Source organism: Flavobacterium sp. AC267, from assembly GCF_979258715.1.
This window is the reverse complement of record NZ_OZ409875.1, coordinates 4,036,743-4,053,924: the sequence shown is the minus strand read 5'-3', so window position 1 is coordinate 4,053,924 and position 17,182 is coordinate 4,036,743. Positions and strand designations below refer to the sequence as shown.

Here is a 17,182-nt window from a genome sequence, read left to right as displayed (position 1 = left end):
TCAGGATATTAAAATGAAAGCTGTATTCCAGCTGTTATGATCTTTAATGGTGGTAGGGTAAGTCGCATTTATTGATTCTGGGTCTCCATCTTGATAGGATGAGTAAGTGAGAAGATTCTGGCCCTGAATAAAAATACGACAGCCTGTATTTTTGATTGCGATAGGCAGTTCATATGTAAGAGAAAGGTTTTTTAAACGTATAAAAGATGCATCTGTAACAGCACCAGTACTCTGGCTATACTGAAAATCAGCAGTTACTGCTGCGCTATTGGTACCAGTTGTGTAAATCTGGTAATTAGGGTTTTCTCCTGAATTTGGCAAGCTTTCGGCAAATCTTTCGGGCTGGTTAAGCATCTGTCCTGCATATCCAATATAATAATCAAGTGCATTTTGTTTTACAAACTGGAATAGAAAGTCAAGTTTTAATCTTTTATAGGATAACTGGTTTTGAATTCCGCCGTAATATTTTGGGTTAAGATTGATGACCGTCTGCCTGTCATCAGGAAAGGTAATCCTGCCGTCATTATTAAGATCCTTATAAGTGAAAAGTCCGGTTTGAGAATTAATTCCTGTAAATTCATAGCCAAGCATTATATTAAGCGGCTCTCCAATCCTGTATTTCTGATTATATGCAGAAGTGGCTAATTCAGGATATTGAAGCGACTTATTTTCAGCAAACGTAATATTCAGGCTGGAGGTCCAATTAAATTGAGTTTTTTGAATGTTCACAGTTCTCAGCGTAAATTCCCAGCCTCTATTCTGAACTTGTGCCTCTAAATTTGCCTGTATCGAAGTAAAGCCTGTCGTGCCGGGAAGAGGAATACCAACAAGCTGATTAGAAGAACGGTTTTGATACCAGGTACGCAGTCAGAAATATCCTATCTTGGAAAAAGCCTGTTTCTAATGCTGTTTCCATTTTTTTATTTATCTCCCAGCTGAAATTAGGATTGAACAGTCTTGAAGGCCTCGATCCAGTGTTCGAATCATAGGATAGTCCTGAAGAACTGTAGGTATCTAAAAATTGGTAATCGCCGATCTGGTCATTTCCAGTCGTTCCGTAACTTGCTCGAAGTTTACCAAAACTCAGCCATGAAGCATTACTAAGAAATTTTTCTTTTGTAAAGAGCCATGCAAATCCTCTTGCTCCAAAAGTCGCAAACTGGTTTCCAGGCCCAAAACGGCTTGACCCATCCCGTCTTCCTGTAAGGTTAAAAATATAACGGTCTTTCCAGCTGTAGTTCATTCTTCCAAAGAATGCCTGATATTTGTAGAGCGTTTTATCACTGAACAGAATACGAACAGATGTCGCTGAAGCAAGGTCATAAATTAAGTCATTAGAACTGAATCCTGTTCCAAATTGATATAGCTTCGTAGTAGTCTGATTCTGAAATGTGGCTCCTGTTAGTATGCCAAATTTACCAAAGGAAAATTCTTTATCCCAGCTCAGTCGCGGTTCAATTATCCAAGACTGACGATTGGTATCATTGTAGTAAATACTGGAATTTGCACTAGTAAGATTAAATGCGGGATTGTTTACTGTATGAGGATTGGTGCGGGTTTCTCGATGTTTTAGATCCGTGAATCCGAAGTTGCTTTTGAAATTTAGTGATGGAACTATTTCATAGGAAAGTATTGTGCTTGCTGTGAGATCATTCGACTTAGCATTAAAATCTGCAGGCAGATAGCGCAGGGGGTTCAGCCAGGTCCCATTGGCCCAGTTTAAATTTCCTGATGAATCATATAGTGCCGGCGCATTTGGAGGCAGGCTTCTAGAATTAGAAGTGAGATCATACGCTGGCTGATTGTTGTCCTGTATATTATAGCCAGCCGAGAAAATCAGCTTAAATTTATTGTCTTCAGATTTATGACTGATACTAAATTGTAGCCCTCCTTTTTTATAAAGAAAGTCACCAGGAAAGACGGTGGACTCAGTATGAAAACTACTGTTTAATACAAACTGAGTGCGATCTGAACCACCAGTTAAGCCTGCCTGCAGATCTGTGAACAGGGAAGTGCCACCTATAAATTCTTTTTGCCAGTCTGTATGACGGTTTTGATCCCAAGTGCCGTTTATATCGTAGGCACGGACTGGGTAGTTTTGAATACCATCATTAACAAAAGCCTGCCTGCGCATTTTCAGATATTGTTCTGTGTTCATTAATTTCATGAATTTTGTGACAGTTCCCGAGCCGGTTGAAGCTTTTATATTAAAACTGGTTCTGCCTTCTTTTCCTTTTTTTGTAGTGATAAGTACTACTCCGTTAGCGCCGCGTGAACCGTAAATAGCAGTGGCGTCGGCATCTTTTAAAATTTCAATACTTTCAATTGTATCGGGATTGATATTATTTATAGGGCTAGTGAGTGCAGGAAATGCTGTAGCGGTCTGGTTATATCCTACAGGATCCGAAGAATATGGTACACCGTCTATAATATACAGAGGTGAGTTGGCATCTGTTCGCAGACTGTTCTGTCCTCGGATTTTTATATCAAATCCACTGCCAGGCATACCGGAAGTCTGGGTTATTGAAACTCCCGCCATTCGTCCCTGCATTGTTGCAAGTACATTGGTAACCGGCTGTACCTCTATATCTTTGGAAGTAATACGCGCTATGCTACCTGTACGTTCACTTTCTTTCACGGAATAATAACCTGCATTGATTTTTACTTCTTGCAGAGTTGTAGTATCGTAGTTGAGGGATATATGGATTTTAATTCTTCCTGCTACAGGTACAACAGCTTTTTTAAATCCAATAAAGGATACAATAAGAGTATCGATCGAAGATGCATTAATTGAAAACTGACCGTTGTAATCAGATATGGCGGATAAGTTTGTTCTGCCTTTAACTGAAATTGAAACACCAGGGAGGGGGATAGATCCATCATTGATTGTGCCTTGAACCTGATCTTGCAGTTGATAGTAAATATTGGAATGCCTTTTAAAAGTATTGGCAAATGAAGATGAAAAAGTCAATAGAATGCCAGTAAAAATTAGGCAATAAAGAGCTTTTCCATCCTTGTAAAATGAAAAATTATTCATAATATTGGGATTGGTTAGTTAAATATGATTTGATTAGCTAAGGTCCTCTATGGTTGTTTGGCGACGAAATAGAGGGCCATTTTTTATGCATTAAGTAAACTGCTTAATAAACATAATTAAAAGAAGTTATTTATACCATACTCATAAATATTTTAAAGATTTAACTTCAAGAAGCAAAACTTAAAAACAGAAAGTAATCACTAAGAATAAATTAAGAGAGTTTTGAAGATAAAAAAGGCGTGAAACTCAACTTACTGCCTTTGAGGTACTGGTATACCGGGGAACAATAAGCGAGCCCACGCCATAGGACGTGAGCATCTTACTTATCATCTCGTCCCCGTTAAAAATTACCAGTTTTCAAAAGCGAGATTCAAAGCGAATGCTTCAAATGTTTTTATATGAAGAATCGCAAAATTATAAAATTAATCTAAGATTAATAGATAATAGATTGCAAAGATACAAATATTAATCGGTACGCCAAAACGTACCGATTAATATTTTTTTTTATTTTTAATTGCAAGGGTGAAAGATGAAAACCAAAATATTACTAAAATCAAAGTTGCAATAAGTCTGAATAAGCTTTTAAATAAAAGTAAAAGTAATTCAGTAGTACAAAGTCATGAAGAATATTTAGGTGACAGTTATAACAAGATTGCGTCTATAGTTGATGTTAGAAAAGCCACCGTTTCTGATATTTTTAACGCTAGGACCAGCGCAAATTCTTTTACTTTGTTTGGAATAATTAATGCAATGGGTTTCAAGATTAAAGATTTCGCTACATTTTTTGACGAAATAGAAGATAAAGAAATTTTAGATTTTAAATCCAATTTTAAGAATTAATTTCAAGTATAATAAAGTAGCCTTTTTTTAAAACTTTTTTTAATTGATATATTTAAAAACTTACAAGGTATTATTTAAATAAAATCCCATTTCAAATGGGATTTTATAGTTTTAAATATCTTATTTTTTGGATTCCTCAATAGAAACTTTTCTAAACTCTTTTAAAAGTTTTTCAATTTCTAAAGAAGATTTACGTGCTCTTGCTCCAGCGACTTTAACTCCTTTTTCTGATAATGATTCAGATTCTGTTTTGAAGGTTTCAATTTCGGCATTGATTTTTACGATTAAATCTTTCATGGTTTTCTGTTTTTTTAAATTACGGCGCAAAAGTAAAAAGTTAAAAATCAAATCCTAGTGTTATTTTGAAGAAAGGAATTATGCCTTTTCTTTTTTAAGCTTATTGATGAGGTAGGAGGGAGAGAATCCCATTTTGGCTAAAAATGCTTTTTTAAATCGTTCCGTGGTGCTGAAGCCGGCTTCATTTGCCAGTGCTTCGTAAGTGTAATGTTTGAATTTGGATTCTGTCTGAAGAAGATTAACGATATAGTCAATGCGAAGTCCATGTATATATTCATTTATGCCTTTGGTTCTGAAATTCTCCAGCATGATGGAGACATACTTTGGGTTTGTGTTAAAGGCTGAAGATAAGTCTGCTGAGATTCCAGTCTTTTTCTAAGAACATTTTATTCTTTTCGAAATTTTCAAAATGTTTTAAAAGTAGAGCAACGGTTTCAGAATTTATATTTTCGATGGGAACTTTCTCTATTGCGACTTTTGAGTTATCTTTATCTTTATGATTTTGTTCCTTATGCAATTGATAATTCTTTTTATATTTTTTCCGAATTTTCTGGTAGTGGTAGGTTACTGCAAAGAATGCAGTAAACAGCAGTAAAATAACCCCTGAAAATATCCAGTCATAATTTCTCTCCCAGTGCAGTTGTGCCGTCATTTTCTCATTATCCAGTTTAATTCTTTCCTTTTCTAAAAGAAGCTCTTTGGTATCATACTGCTTGTGGATTTTTCCTATGATGTATTTATTGGTTTCTGTCAGCAGGGTATCCGCCTTAAGAAGCTGATCGACATAGTACAGGTGCTTATTTGAATCTTTTTTTGTTTTATAGTAATTGATCAGTAATTCAAAAGCCTGTCTTAAATCGGGTCTGAGTATTTTTTTCTCATTGAAAATTTTATCTACCAGCTGGAAATAGGGAATTGCTTTCTCTTTCTGATTAAGTGACCAGTAGCTTCTGCCGATATAAAAATATCCGATTTCTTCATTGGCGTGGTCATTATTTTCTTTAATAGCATCAATGGAAGATTCAATATTTTTGATGGATGCTCCGTAATTCTTTTTAAAATATTCATTGATGCCTTCTGAGTGAATGAAATAAGGAATCATTTCTTGAATTTTCAGCCGTATGCTTTCTGATATTCCAAGTGCGTTTATTTCCGAACATCTGCCGTAATTGCCAAGTTTGTTGTAACAGAGTCCAAGGGAGTGCGGCGAATTCAGATAAGGCCTCGGGTTTTGTTCTTTGTAATATTCGATACACTCCTGCAGAAGCGATACAGCCTCATCGTAAAAGCCGATATAGAATTTAGTCTGGGCAATGCTGTATTTTACTTTATGAATTAAGTATTGATTGCTGGTTTTTGAGATATAGCTGTTTGCGGTGAGATAATTATCCATTGCCTGGTGATTAATTCTCTGATGGTAATACACAATTCCCTTACTGAGATAGGAACTTCCGATAAGTTCATTATCATTTGATTTTTTAGCGGCATAGATCATGCTGTCGGCATATGCAATACGAAGCTTTTGCGGGGATAAATGCGACAGGTTTTGATAGCCGTTTATAATTTCCTTCCAGTTCAGCTCTGATTTGGCTTTGTGAAGAAGGGCATATGCATATACGGATGCCTGAATGCTGTCTTTTCTGAAATCATAAATTTTATCATCCAGATATTCGTAGTTCTTTTTCTTTAGTGAATCTGGTATCTTATAATTGTTTTTTTGCGAAGAGGCCGAATAAGAAAACAGCAGAAGTAATAAAAGTAGATTCTTTCTATTCATTGGTATGGCATTAATGGAAGTTTACACTGGGAACTTCTAATTTAAAGCTGTATGAATTGTTTTACTTTAAATTAATATAAAAATAACATAAACGATTGGATAATAAATGATTATTGACAGAAAAAGTACTATGGATTTCTCGAAAATCCATACTATAAATCTCGAAAATCCGCAGATATAAGGTTGCGGGAGATTTTGAAACGGAATAGTTTTGAATTGAATTCAAAAGCAAAATGTCCGGCAGGGTGCCGGATAAAAGTTCTGCTTATCCGGATGAAATGAACTGGGAAGATATTCCTATTCACCTTCAAACCATTCCAATCATGAAAACCATTTTATTATGCATTATCAATTCTGTTTTTTTTGTTTCGTGTTCTATTGAGGAAGATTTTAAAACTGCGACTAATCTTTCTGCTGAAAGAGGTATCAAGGAAGTTCAGTATCCAGCTAATACTTCTAATCCCTTTGATTCCAAAGGAAAAGAAATTTATGAAGAGTCGCATTTTTATTATCAAGATCATCAGACCCCAAATTCCGTGTCGGAGCTTTCGGATCAGATCAGGTATCTTTCTGAAAAGATATTTAATAAAGTAAACCAGACTGGTCGGTTAATACCATTTTCCGACGAAATCGTAGAATCCATAATGGAAGATCCTGATAACAGCATGATCTCAATTGTCCAGAATAGTGTACTGCAGGTCTATGCAAAGAATAACCTGATCAGCTTTCTGCAGGCATCTTACAGTTAAGAGGCAGGACGAATTCCGCATAACTTATGACTACATAACGGATTATGAGCAGGAAGTACTGAATGATAACGCTTTTTCATCTGAAGAAATGGAGACGATCCTCACGGTAGCATCTATTTCAAGATATTCACTTTATTCTGCTGATGAACGTAAAGACAGGGATTGGGAAACCAATGTTGGAGGCAAGACTGTAAAGCCTTTCTTTGAAACCAATGAAATGCCGATTGTCTCAATAATTGCGGCTGCTGTACAAGATTATTTAAAAATTATAATAATGATAGTTTAAATGAAACTGCCGACTGTTTTATATGTCTTGCTGGTATTTTTTAATCTGTTTAGTCTGGTTTTTATTGTAGCTCTTTTCATATTTGAGGGAAGTGCTGACACTATGCTAAACATACATGCCAGGTTTACCTTTTATCTGCTTTATATAACAATGCTCCTTAATCTTTATGGACTGTTCTATATTGCCGTAAAAAACAGGTTTAACAATTAACAGACGCAGTTTCTTTTAGGCTGTCTATCAATTAGACGAATCTATGCTGAAAGATTTGATTAACAACGAGGTGAATAAGCTTTCTTTTTTGGGAGCCGCAGTTTACAGGGTTAAAAAGTACATTGCTACAACTCCTGCAGATGAAAAGTTTAATCTTTATCATCCTGCGAGCACTGCTGATGAGGTCTGGAAGATTTAAAATACAGCTTGGTGAAAGTGTTCTTGATATGGAGCCTTATGATTTAGTAATGTCGCCTGAAAAATTAGTCTGCAAGCTGATAGAAGCAGGAGATAAGCTCCAGTTCTTTTTAATTACATTTCCCTCTGCTAAAGAAATTCACGGATCTAGACACAATAAGTTGAGTGACTTAATCTCTCTCTATGGAAATAAGCCTGTAAAAATCAGTCTTGATTCCATTGATTATCAGGTACTGTCTTTAATCTGCAGGTCGCTATATGCTGAAGGGCAGAACCGTCTGGCAGGTGATTTTGAGTTGGAACTGCGACGATTAAGTTCTGATCTGCTGTATTTTGAACTCAAATATATTTATTCCAGATATATTACTTCATCGGGGCTGTATGTATCAAAAGCTGAGGCAGTGACTGCGCAGTTTTTAACTGTTTTATCTATTCACTGCCGCAAACATCATAATGTGAAATTTTATGCTGGGGCACTTTATATTGCACCGGAATATTTGAACAGAGCGGTGAAGGAAGCACTGGGAAAGACTGCCAAAAAGATGATAAGTGAAGCAGTCCTTGCTGAAGCGTTGCAAATGCTGGAAGATTCTAATTACAGCATTTCTGAAATTGCAGAAGATCTTGAGTTCAGTAGTCCCACCGCCTTCGGCATCTTTTTAAAAAAGCTATGTCCTGCACCCCCTCGGAGTATCGTTCGAAAACTGCCCAGAGATTTAAGAATCGTTAGCCTCGGTTATTAACTACCATGAAAATATGAAAATGATGATGAGAAAAACCTATCCTTTAGAATGGCTGGATAATTTGATATTGGAGCATCTTAATCCCAATAGAACAGCTATCAGCCGATTGTCAGAAACTGATCTGGCAGTTATTTCAGAAAATGCAGTGAAGGAATCCGGGAGGATTCAGATTCGAATTAAAAATGAAATATTCTCCCTTCGAAAGAAAAGGGAGATCCGTCTTCTGATTCGAAAGTACCATTCCTCTTTAATTTTTCTATTGGATGCGCTAGTGGATAACCGTAAAACTGCCGCATTTGAGGCCGCAGGTCTGCCAGAGACTGCTGAACTCATTATCAGCTGTCTGGACGAACTGCTGTCTTTTTTGGAGAATCGTTATTCTAACTATTTAAGTCTTGACGAAAGGGTTCCGATAACCTATCTGATGGTGTCTCGAAATGAGCTTGAACTGAAGCTGAAAAAATTAAAAAAAAGCAAATGTGAGAGTGAGCAGGACCAGATTGTTTTAGGGATTGTAATTGAGGAGCTATCTAATGCAGGGCTTTGTGATACCAACAGCAGGGTAACTTTCCGCCAGCTTGGGTATGAGAGAATGCTTTTGAAAAGTGTGCTGAGTCTGGAACATTCAGAAAATGCTCCAGCTGTGTTTTCAGCTTTTGACCGTTTGCTGATCAGTTTGAATTTTAACAGCGCTCTGTATGTAAACCTGCTTAAAGAAAGGCTGATTAGTAAGCTTGATGTAGCAGAGGGAGTGGAGCAGAAATTCAATACGTTGTCTTATTACTCTAAAGAACTGGGACAGATTGATTCCAATTATACGATCACTTTTAATCCTGCGGCACAGCATCTTAAATTGGTGCTTGAGCAGTGGCTTAAATATGAGATGCTGTATCTGGAAAAGAAAATGGAACGCAGTGACGCTTTAGCTTCTAAAGGGACAGTGGAAAATAAACTCGAGTGTGATTTGTCGGCCGATCAGATCGGAATTATCCTAAGGGCGACCGATGAGGCGCGCGTGGTGAAATCCAGATCGATGAGTCTTGTTTTCCAAAGGATAGTACCTCATCTGTCCACTGCTTTTAAAAGGGATTTGTCGTATCAGTCGGTGAGGAGCAAATCCTATAATGCGGAGGAAACAGACAAGAACACGGCTATATTGACCTTGGAGAAAATGATTAAAAAAATAAGGTCGTATTGAACTTTGTATAATTTTTTTTGATTTGGATTGAAACAAAAACACTGGAGGATAGTCTAATATTTAAAGTGCTGGAATTAAAACTTTAGTGAATGGCAAACTATCCAGCTGTTTCTGGTGCGATCACTGGATAACGATAAACTATAAATAAAGAAGTATGATGACTCTTATTGCAATATTTTTCCCTTCTCTGTCTTTTCTTTTAAGAGGAAAGATATTAACAGCCCTGCTGTGTCTGATCCTGCAGGCCACACTTATCGGCTGGATACCTGTCGCCATCTGGGCTGTGGTGTCCCTTCAGAATTCCCGAGCGGACAGGCGTAATTCACGCTTGATTAAAGCAATGCGGACAAGATAAAAACAATTTTATATTTTTTAATTTTATAAAGCTCCTAAAAGTATTTCGACTTTCAGGAGCTTTTTAATTTATAGTTTTATTACATGATGATCTTAATTTATAATAAAGTAAGATGTTCAATTGAATACTGATATTGCTTCAAACTCATTTCTAGTTTTTTTTAATTTTTTAATAATTCAAAATGAGGAAACCCGTAAAAGAAATTATTATTTTTTTTGTTTATTTGGCCTCGAAATTTTTAACTAAGCTTTAATAGTTGCTTGCTAAAATTAAGAAATATTAATTGATTTGATAATCAGTTAACTGTGATTCTTTTCATCTTATTTATTCAATAAATGATAATAGTTTCAGCAACATTTTTTACGTTTTGATTGGGAGGTTTTGCATGGGATATGTTTCCTAGAATGATGGAGCAGACAGATAGTCCTATTTTTGTTTTAAAAGATAAAATAATATCTAAAAATGGCATGCCTGCACTTGGTGAAACAATTCCATATCTTAATAGCGATGGAGGAGTTCGTGCAAGCAATATAAACATAAGCAGAAGTGCTCTTCGTAATTGGCATACTTTAGCAAGCAACAATATGACATGAATTAAATCACTATTATTATTATTATTATTATTATTATTATTATTATTTTAATTCTGGTGCATATGACAGATGGGAAAAACATTACGACCCTATTCGAGCTACTGCAATCGCCGAATATAAATCCCACTATTGGGAAATGCAATGGGGAGGATCACCAAGTTACGAGGAAATGGAAAGTAGTATCAGAACATACAGAAACAAGTAGATAATGTTAAAAACAGTAAAATTATTAATATCAGTTATAATCTTAAATCTTGCCCTGAGCTGTCACACCTCAGGGCAAGATAATATTTCGTTAAGAATACGTCCTTACAGAGATAAAGACTCTGTTTTAAACGTAATGATCAAAAATAATACTGATACGGATTATTTCCTCACACTAGATACCAGTAGAGTCTACGGTTATTCGTTTGGAAACTATAAGCTGAATAAAAGCGTTTTAATATCATGTAAAATATATGAAGATGATAAATTAATTCAGCCAAAATTGGATGGCGGAATTTACAAAAAAGAGTTTTTTGATAGAAAGGAAGAACAATGGAATCAAAATGAAATTACTGTTGCTAATAATTTTCTGGCAGATTATATTTTGTTAAAAAACAAAATTATAATAAAAAAAGGGGAAATTAAATTTCTAAAAATTCCTTTCAGTTTACTATATCCATATAATTATAATTTAAGCAATAAATACATTCTAGAAAAAGGAAAAAAATATGAATTGCAAATTGAATATCAAATGCAAAAAAATATAACAGAAAAATTAATAGAAAAAACAAAACTGGATTCTATTATAAAACTAGGTTATCTGCCTTATTATGACAAGATCACATCAAATAAAGTTCCAATAATTACTACAAAATGATCTGGCCAATCTTAAAGATAATTCAGTAATTGTAAGGAAAAGAATTGAGGCACTCAAAAAAAAGAACTATAAGGTCTTTACAGGAACCATTGAATCAACTAAAATTCCGATAGTTTTGATAAATAGTTGTGTGATATATTTGCTGTTTTTCTAGAATGAAAATTCGCAATTTAAATATTTTTACTTGACAATACCAGAGGAAATGTAGTATAACATCGGCAAATTGCCAAGAATTATCAAAGGAGGTTTAAAATTTTTTAATCCTCCTTTTTTTATGATCTAAAGTCTGATATATCGAAACTATTTGGAAGGTATCTTTAATCCTTACCTCTAGATTTTTTCTGTACGCTTCCGGCTTTAATCAACGCAAAATATAAAGTAGTATCTAACAAATAAATTATTTATGAGTAGGCACTATAATTTAAGGTCGTGGTTTTATAGTATTCAGCTCTGTGGTACAAGCTTCAAGGATATTATCTCTGACAGATGATGTATGCACACAGGAAAGAAAAACAGGGCAATAAGTTACAGTGTCTTTTAATAACATCATACAGATTGAAGGCGCAGGAGTAGAAAAAAATCAGTTCAATCAAAAATGAGTAATTACAGAAGTTTTTATTTTTCAAGAAAGTTGAGATTGTCAAATTTTTAAGAGTTTCGAGTATACATAATTTAGCAGTTACGATAGAAATAAAAAAATAATGGGGCGCCAAGAGAAGTTGAATTATGACTGCTTAGTTTGTTATAGTTACAGTGATTGGATTTATTAAAGAATGCATTACAAAACCATTTAGCGTATTAGGGATTATAAAATTTTGAATACAAATCTACACTTTATGGCAAGGAGGTACAGAAAGGTACAGCATAAGTTGTACTTGTAGCAGGAATGTATCTGCTGTTTCTTTGTGGTGTAATAAAATCATAATGTATTTATGATTTAGATCTGGTGTTTAATCTTTAAACAAATAATTATGCTTTCAACTATTTCATGGAGCAGTTACCTGACTGCTTTAGGGCTTTTCGTTTTGGTGTGGTACGGTTTTCTTATTTTTAAATACTACAGGAAAAATGTGCAGGATCTTTTTAAAAGGAAGATCGGAACTTCTTCTGGGGAAGAGCAGTTTTCCTCAGGTCCGTTTTCTGAATTCAAGGAATCTTTCAGTACACTGGAAGACGCAGAGGAATTGTATGATAAGCTTTTAACGGTATTTACTGAAAGTGATGCTGGAGGATTATCCAAGGCAGACATTCAAGAATTACATCCGCTTTATCCTTTTGGAATATCCGTTTGTGAAGCAGTCTGCGCTTCGCGGGAAAATCAATTCACTTGTGGTTTTGGAAAGTGCAAAATATCCTGAACTGCTGTTGACTTTATCGGAGATGGACAGTTTGTGGGAGGAAGAAGATTAAAAAAATAAGCAGAGGAATATCCCCTGTTCAGTCTAGTGCGGTATGGCGGAAGTGACAAGGAGATAGAGTTTGAAACAGCGGTATTTCTCTGCTTTTATTCAAGTAACAATTTAATAAAAATAATGGAAATGAAAAAATGGAATTGGAAATTAAAGAGTTTTTGGAGAAGGATAAAGCGAGTAGGTGCTTCGTTAGTGCTGGGTTTGTTTTTTAGTACTGCTCTTTACAGTCAGGATGGTGTGGCCGGGATTAATGAAGCCAATCAGAAGGTTCGAAGTTATTTTGATGCGGGAACTGAACTGATGTATGCCGTGGGAGCTATTCTGGGGCTTATCGGGGCTGTGAAAGTATACCAGAAATGGAATGCAGGGGATCCCGATACAGGTAAAGTAGCGGCGACCTGGTTTGGAAGCTGTGTGTTTTTAGTAGTGGTGGCTACGGTGATTAAATCGTTCTTCGGCGTATAATGGTAAGTGTTTACTCGATTAATAAAGGTATTAATCAAAGCATTGAATTCAAGGGGTTAAAAGCGCAGTATATCTGGTATTTAGGCGGCGGTGTTGTAGGGCTTTTAATTCTGTTTGCCGTGCTCTATATCATTGGTCTGCCGTCGCTTTTGTGTGTATTTGTAATTGGAGTTTCGGGAGGTTTTCTGGTATTTAAAATATATCGAATGAGCAATCAGTATGGTGAGCATGGTATGATGAAAGCGCTTGCGTTCAAGCGACTTCCAAAATGCATTAAGGTGAACAGCAGGGCTGTATTTGTAAAGATATAGCTGTAGGTCGTTATTTAGTAAAAAAAGGGAGATGGAGAAGAGGATGGAAGATGTACTGCCGATTATGGCAGTGGAGCATAATTGTATAGTGTCAAAGCAGGGAGATATAACCGTGGTATTTAAGGCAGAGTCGCCGGAGATTTTTACCTTGTCGGATCAGGATTATGAAGCTTTTCACCAGTGCTGGATTAAGGCTTTAAAAGTGCTTCCCAAACATTGTGTATTTCACAAGCAGGACTGGTTTTTAGAAAAAGGGTATAAGGCAGATTTTTCAAGTGCTGACAGCAGTTTTTTAACGCGGAGCAGTGAGCGGTTTTTTAATGAGAGGCCATTTCTGGAGCATTCCTGTTATATCATGCTGACCAAGAAACCTTCGGGCAGGAAAAATTCCAGCTCGCTGTTTTCCAGCCTTATTAGAAGTAATCTGGTGCCTGAACAGACTTTAAAAGTAAATTTAGTGCAGGACTTTATAGACTGTACGGGGCAGTTTAAAAGAATCATGGAAGACAGCGGTTTTGTGAAGCTTTCCAGGGTGCCGGGCAGTCAGCTTTCCAGTGAGAGCCGAAGTATGGGGCTGATTGAAAAGTACTGCTTTCTTTCCGAGCAGGACGAATCCTTTGTTTTTAAGGATATCAAATTTGACGAAGGACTTTCGGTAGGTGATAAACACTGCCAGCTTTATACTTTGGGAGATGCGGCGGATCTGCCTGCTTTGTGCGGTTCCAGGATTAATTATGACCGCTACTGCACCTATAAGACCAAATTCAGTGTGGGTTTTGCTTCCACACTCGGACAGCTCTTATCGTGTAGCCATATTTACAATCAGTATATTTTTATAGAAGATGCGCGGAAGACCATTCAGAAGCTCGAGAGCAAAAGGCTCCGCCTGCAGTCCTTGTCTGCGTACAGCAGGGCCAATATGACCGCCAGGGATGCAACAAATGATTTTCTCAATGAAGCGGTGTCCCAGCGGCGCCTTCCCGTTAAGGCGCATTTCAATGTGCTGGCCTGGAGCGACTGTAAGGAAGAATTGAAGGATATCAAGAACAAAGTATCCTCGGCACTCGCGCAGATGGATGCGGCAGGGAAACAGGAAACGGTCGGGGCGCCCCAGATCTATTGGGCTGGAATGCCGGGTAATGCCGCTGATTTTCCAATGAATGATACTTTTGATACGTTTGTGGAGCAGGCGGTCTGTTTTTTGAATATGGAGACGGGCTACCGTTCTTCTTTGAGTCCTGTAGGGATTCGTCTGGGAGACCGTTTGACGGGAAAACCCGTTCATGTGGATATCAGTGATGAGCCGGTAAAGATGGGGATCTGCACCAACCGCAATAAGTTTATACTAGGTCCTTCTGGAAGCGGTAAGTCTTTTTTTACCAATCATATGGTCAGAAGTTATTACGAGCAGGGAACCCATATCGTTCTGGTAGATGTCGGCCACAGTTACAAAGGTTTATGCGATATGGTTAAGGGGTATTACTTTACCTATGATGAAAAGAACCCGATCCGGTTTAATCCTTTTTATATCTCAGAAGGGGATACGCTGGATACCGAGAAAAAAGAAAGTATTAAGACCCTTCTTTTAGCACTGTGGAAAAAAGATGATGAAACTTTTAACAGGAGTGAATACGTGGCGTTGTCCAATGCGGCTGCAGTTATACTTTGAAAAGCTGGATATTGACCGTGCTATTTTTCCATGTTTTGACAGTTTTTATGAATTCTTGAAAGAGGACTTTGTATCGATTTTATCGGATGATAAAGTAAAGGAGAAGGACTTTGATATGAGCAACTTTCTTTATGTACTGCGTCCGTATTACAAAGGAGGGGAATTTGACTACCTGCTGAATGCCACGGAAAATCTGGATCTGCTTGCAGGAAAGGTTTATTGTGTTTGAGCTTGATAATATCAAAGACCATCCAATTCTTTTTCCAGTGGTGACCATTATCATCATGGAGGTGTTTATCAGCAAGATGAGAAAGCTCAAGGGCATTCGTAAAATGATTTTAATTGAAGAGGCTTGGAAGGCTATTGCTAAGGAGGGTATGTCCGATTATATTAAGTATTTATTTAAGACCGTGCGTAAGTTCTTTGGGGAGGCTATAGTAGTAACCCAGGAGGTGGAAGATATTATTTCTTCCCCTGTAGTCAAGCAGGCTATCATCAATAACAGCGACTGCAAGATCCTTCTGGATCAGAGCAAATACCAGAATAAGTTTGACCAGATCCAGGAACTATTGGGGCTTACCGAGAAAGAAAAAGCATTGGTATTATCGGTTAACAAAGCCAATGATCCCGATAAGAAATACAAGGAAGTATTTATTTCGTTGGGCAGTATGTTATCCAAAGTTTACCGTGTTGAAGTGTCGCTCGAAGAATATCTGGTTTATACCACTGAGGAAAGCGAGAAAGTGAAGATGAATGCCTATGCCGCGAAGTTTGGCGGTGATATTAAAAAAGGCATCGCAAGCACTGGCTGATGAGATAAGAAATGGTAAGTAAGGAGTTTTTTTTAAAAAAAAGAAGTGAATATGAAAAGGAAAATTGTTATCAGTTTGGTCTGTCTGTCGCTGGCTGGTACGCCGGCAAGACCAGCCAATAGTAAGGCAGTGATTCCCATTTTGGAAATCGTAAAAACGGTAACCAAAAAAGTAATCAAGGCTATTGATCTCCGGATTCAGAAACTGCAGAATAAAACCATCTGGCTTCAGAATGCACAGAAGCAGGTAGAGAATGTGCTCTCGAAATTAAAGCTTGATGAAATCTCAGACTGGACCCAGAAGCAGAAAGAATTGTACAGGGGCTATTATGAAGAGCTTTCGAAAGTAAAATCAATTATAACCTACTACCAGAGGATAAAAGAAATTACCCGGAAGCAGACCCGGCTGGTTGCCCAGTACGAGAGAGCCTGGAAGCTTTTTCAGCAGGATCCTCACTTTAGCGGTAATGAGATTCAGTATATGGAAAAGGTGTATTCGGGCATACTGGAAGAAAGCCTGAAGAATATTGATCAGATCTTTTTGATACTGGATTCTTTTACCACCCAGATGAGTGATCTGAAAAGGCTGGAGATTATAAACAAAGCGACAGATCAGATTGATTCGAATTACGATGATTTGATTTTGTTCAACCAGCGAGCATGTACTGCTGAGCCTGCAAAGGGCAAAGACTGTCGCTGATGTAAATCAGGTCAAACAATTTTACGGAATTCCATAATACAGGGAAATAGCATGAAAAAAGTGATTTTAGTTTTGATGGTACTGCTGTTTTTTCAGCAGGCCGTTTTATCGCAGGCCAAGCGACGAAAGGAGCTCCTGCTTCAGATTGGGGCGCTTCAGGTGTATATGGATTATGCCAGGAAAGGATACTCGGCGGTATCCAAAGGCCTGCATTTTATTGGAGATGCCAAGAGAGGGGAAGTGAAACTGCACGGAGATTATTTTACTTCTCTTATGAAGATTAATCCTAAAGTTCAGAAGTATTGGAAGACAGGTGAGATTATTGCTTTGCAGTTTCAGATTATGAAAGCCTGCAGAAAGACCTACACCGATCTTAAGGGCAGTGACCTGTTTCACGGCAGTGAACTGGATTACATAGCGCGGTCATTTGAAAGACTGCTTGAGAATTGCAAACAGGACCCTTGATGAACTGCTGGTCATGACAAGCGATTCCAAAGTGGAACTTAAGGATAATGAGCGTATAGCGCGTATTGATGCGCTTCATGAAATGATGCTTACGGATTATAATTTCTGTATGGCTTTTAGTAAGGAAGCCAGGTCGCTTTGGATTTCAAAAGCAGGAGAGAGAAAAGATTCCAGGGATTTGAATGGTATTTACGGATTATAAAG

At 37.1% G+C, this 17,182-nt stretch carries 18 protein-coding genes and 2 pseudogenes; 15 read left to right on the top strand and 5 right to left on the bottom strand.

The window, feature by feature from the left end:
• Both ACZZ95_RS21445 and ACZZ95_RS21440 read right to left on the bottom strand, forming a co-directional pair.
• Entirely contained in the window at positions 1-729 is a 729-nt protein-coding gene (locus tag ACZZ95_RS21445; protein ID WP_463470590.1) for a hypothetical protein, read from the bottom strand.
• Between the two features lie 106 nt (positions 730-835).
• Positions 836-3,037, bottom strand: a complete 2,202-nt coding sequence (locus ACZZ95_RS21440) for a SusC/RagA family TonB-linked outer membrane protein (protein WP_463470589.1) — start codon at positions 3,035-3,037, stop codon at positions 836-838.
• A gap of 522 nt (positions 3,038-3,559) precedes the next feature.
• On the opposite strand from ACZZ95_RS21440, the gene ACZZ95_RS21435 reads away from it, so the two are divergent.
• Complete coding sequence (locus ACZZ95_RS21435; protein WP_463470588.1) at positions 3,560-3,877, top strand: hypothetical protein; 318 nt, start codon at positions 3,560-3,562, stop codon at positions 3,875-3,877.
• Between the two features lie 120 nt (positions 3,878-3,997).
• Here the strand turns inward: ACZZ95_RS21435 and ACZZ95_RS21430 are convergent, their stop codons facing one another.
• The 3 genes from ACZZ95_RS21430 to ACZZ95_RS21420 form a co-directional block, all read right to left on the bottom strand.
• Positions 3,998-4,174, bottom strand: a complete 177-nt coding sequence (locus tag ACZZ95_RS21430) for a histone H1 (protein WP_463470587.1) — start codon at positions 4,172-4,174, stop codon at positions 3,998-4,000.
• 78 nt (positions 4,175-4,252) lie between these two features.
• Positions 4,253-4,483: a hypothetical protein gene (locus ACZZ95_RS21425; protein ID WP_463470586.1), complete on the bottom strand. Its 231-nt coding sequence runs from the start codon at positions 4,481-4,483 to the stop codon at positions 4,253-4,255.
• A 25-nt stretch (positions 4,484-4,508) separates the two neighbouring features.
• Entirely contained in the window at positions 4,509-5,951 is a 1,443-nt protein-coding gene (locus ACZZ95_RS21420; protein ID WP_463470585.1) for a helix-turn-helix domain-containing protein, read from the bottom strand.
• A gap of 245 nt (positions 5,952-6,196) precedes the next feature.
• Here ACZZ95_RS21420 and ACZZ95_RS21415 point away from each other — a divergent pair, with 245 nt between their 5' ends.
• The 14 genes and pseudogenes from ACZZ95_RS21415 to ACZZ95_RS21350 all read left to right on the top strand — a co-directional run bounded on the left by ACZZ95_RS21415 (position 6,197) and on the right by ACZZ95_RS21350 (position 17,180).
• Positions 6,197-6,700 carry a hypothetical protein gene (locus tag ACZZ95_RS21415; protein ID WP_463470584.1) on the top strand — a complete coding sequence of 168 codons (504 nt, stop codon included), beginning with the start codon at positions 6,197-6,199 and terminating at the stop codon, positions 6,698-6,700.
• An 88-nt stretch (positions 6,701-6,788) separates the two neighbouring features.
• Complete coding sequence (locus ACZZ95_RS21410; RefSeq protein ID WP_463470583.1) at positions 6,789-6,986, top strand: hypothetical protein; 198 nt, start codon at positions 6,789-6,791, stop codon at positions 6,984-6,986.
• A 350-nt stretch (positions 6,987-7,336) separates the two neighbouring features.
• Complete coding sequence (locus ACZZ95_RS21405; protein WP_463470582.1) at positions 7,337-8,137, top strand: helix-turn-helix domain-containing protein; 801 nt, start codon at positions 7,337-7,339, stop codon at positions 8,135-8,137.
• A 19-nt stretch (positions 8,138-8,156) separates the two neighbouring features.
• On the top strand, positions 8,157-9,335 hold the full coding sequence (locus ACZZ95_RS21400; RefSeq protein WP_463470581.1) for a hypothetical protein: 1,179 nt from the start codon (positions 8,157-8,159) through the stop codon (positions 9,333-9,335).
• Between the two features lie 154 nt (positions 9,336-9,489).
• Positions 9,490-9,690, top strand: coding sequence for a YqaE/Pmp3 family membrane protein (locus tag ACZZ95_RS21395; RefSeq protein WP_463470580.1), 201 nt, complete (start codon positions 9,490-9,492; stop codon positions 9,688-9,690).
• Between the two features lie 404 nt (positions 9,691-10,094).
• Entirely contained in the window at positions 10,095-10,283 is a 189-nt protein-coding gene (locus ACZZ95_RS21390) for a hypothetical protein (protein ID WP_463470579.1), read from the top strand.
• A gap of 208 nt (positions 10,284-10,491) precedes the next feature.
• The gene (locus tag ACZZ95_RS21385; protein WP_463470578.1) at positions 10,492-11,145 is read left to right on the top strand and encodes a hypothetical protein; all 654 of its coding nucleotides are present in this window, start codon (positions 10,492-10,494) and stop codon (positions 11,143-11,145) included.
• 971 nt (positions 11,146-12,116) lie between these two features.
• A complete protein-coding gene (locus ACZZ95_RS21380) occupies positions 12,117-12,503 on the top strand; it encodes a hypothetical protein (RefSeq protein ID WP_463470577.1) in 387 nt (128 codons plus the stop codon).
• Between the two features lie 180 nt (positions 12,504-12,683).
• Positions 12,684-13,022: a DUF4134 domain-containing protein gene (locus ACZZ95_RS21375; RefSeq protein ID WP_463470576.1), complete on the top strand. Its 339-nt coding sequence runs from the start codon at positions 12,684-12,686 to the stop codon at positions 13,020-13,022.
• Complete coding sequence (locus tag ACZZ95_RS21370) at positions 13,022-13,333, top strand: DUF4133 domain-containing protein (protein ID WP_463470575.1); 312 nt, start codon at positions 13,022-13,024, stop codon at positions 13,331-13,333. Before ACZZ95_RS21375 ends, ACZZ95_RS21370 begins: the two co-directional genes overlap by 1 nt.
• 31 nt (positions 13,334-13,364) lie before the next feature.
• Positions 13,365-15,814 (top strand): annotated as a pseudogene (locus tag ACZZ95_RS21365) (TraG family conjugative transposon ATPase).
• A gap of 51 nt (positions 15,815-15,865) precedes the next feature.
• A pseudogene (locus tag ACZZ95_RS21360) lies at positions 15,866-16,550 on the top strand (conjugal transfer protein TraI).
• Positions 16,551-16,564: 14 nt separating this feature from the next.
• Positions 16,565-16,978, top strand: a complete 414-nt coding sequence (locus tag ACZZ95_RS21355; protein WP_463470574.1) for a hypothetical protein — start codon at positions 16,565-16,567, stop codon at positions 16,976-16,978.
• Between the two features lie 13 nt (positions 16,979-16,991).
• Complete coding sequence (locus tag ACZZ95_RS21350; protein ID WP_463470573.1) at positions 16,992-17,180, top strand: hypothetical protein; 189 nt, start codon at positions 16,992-16,994, stop codon at positions 17,178-17,180.
• Positions 17,181-17,182 lie beyond the last annotated feature (2 nt).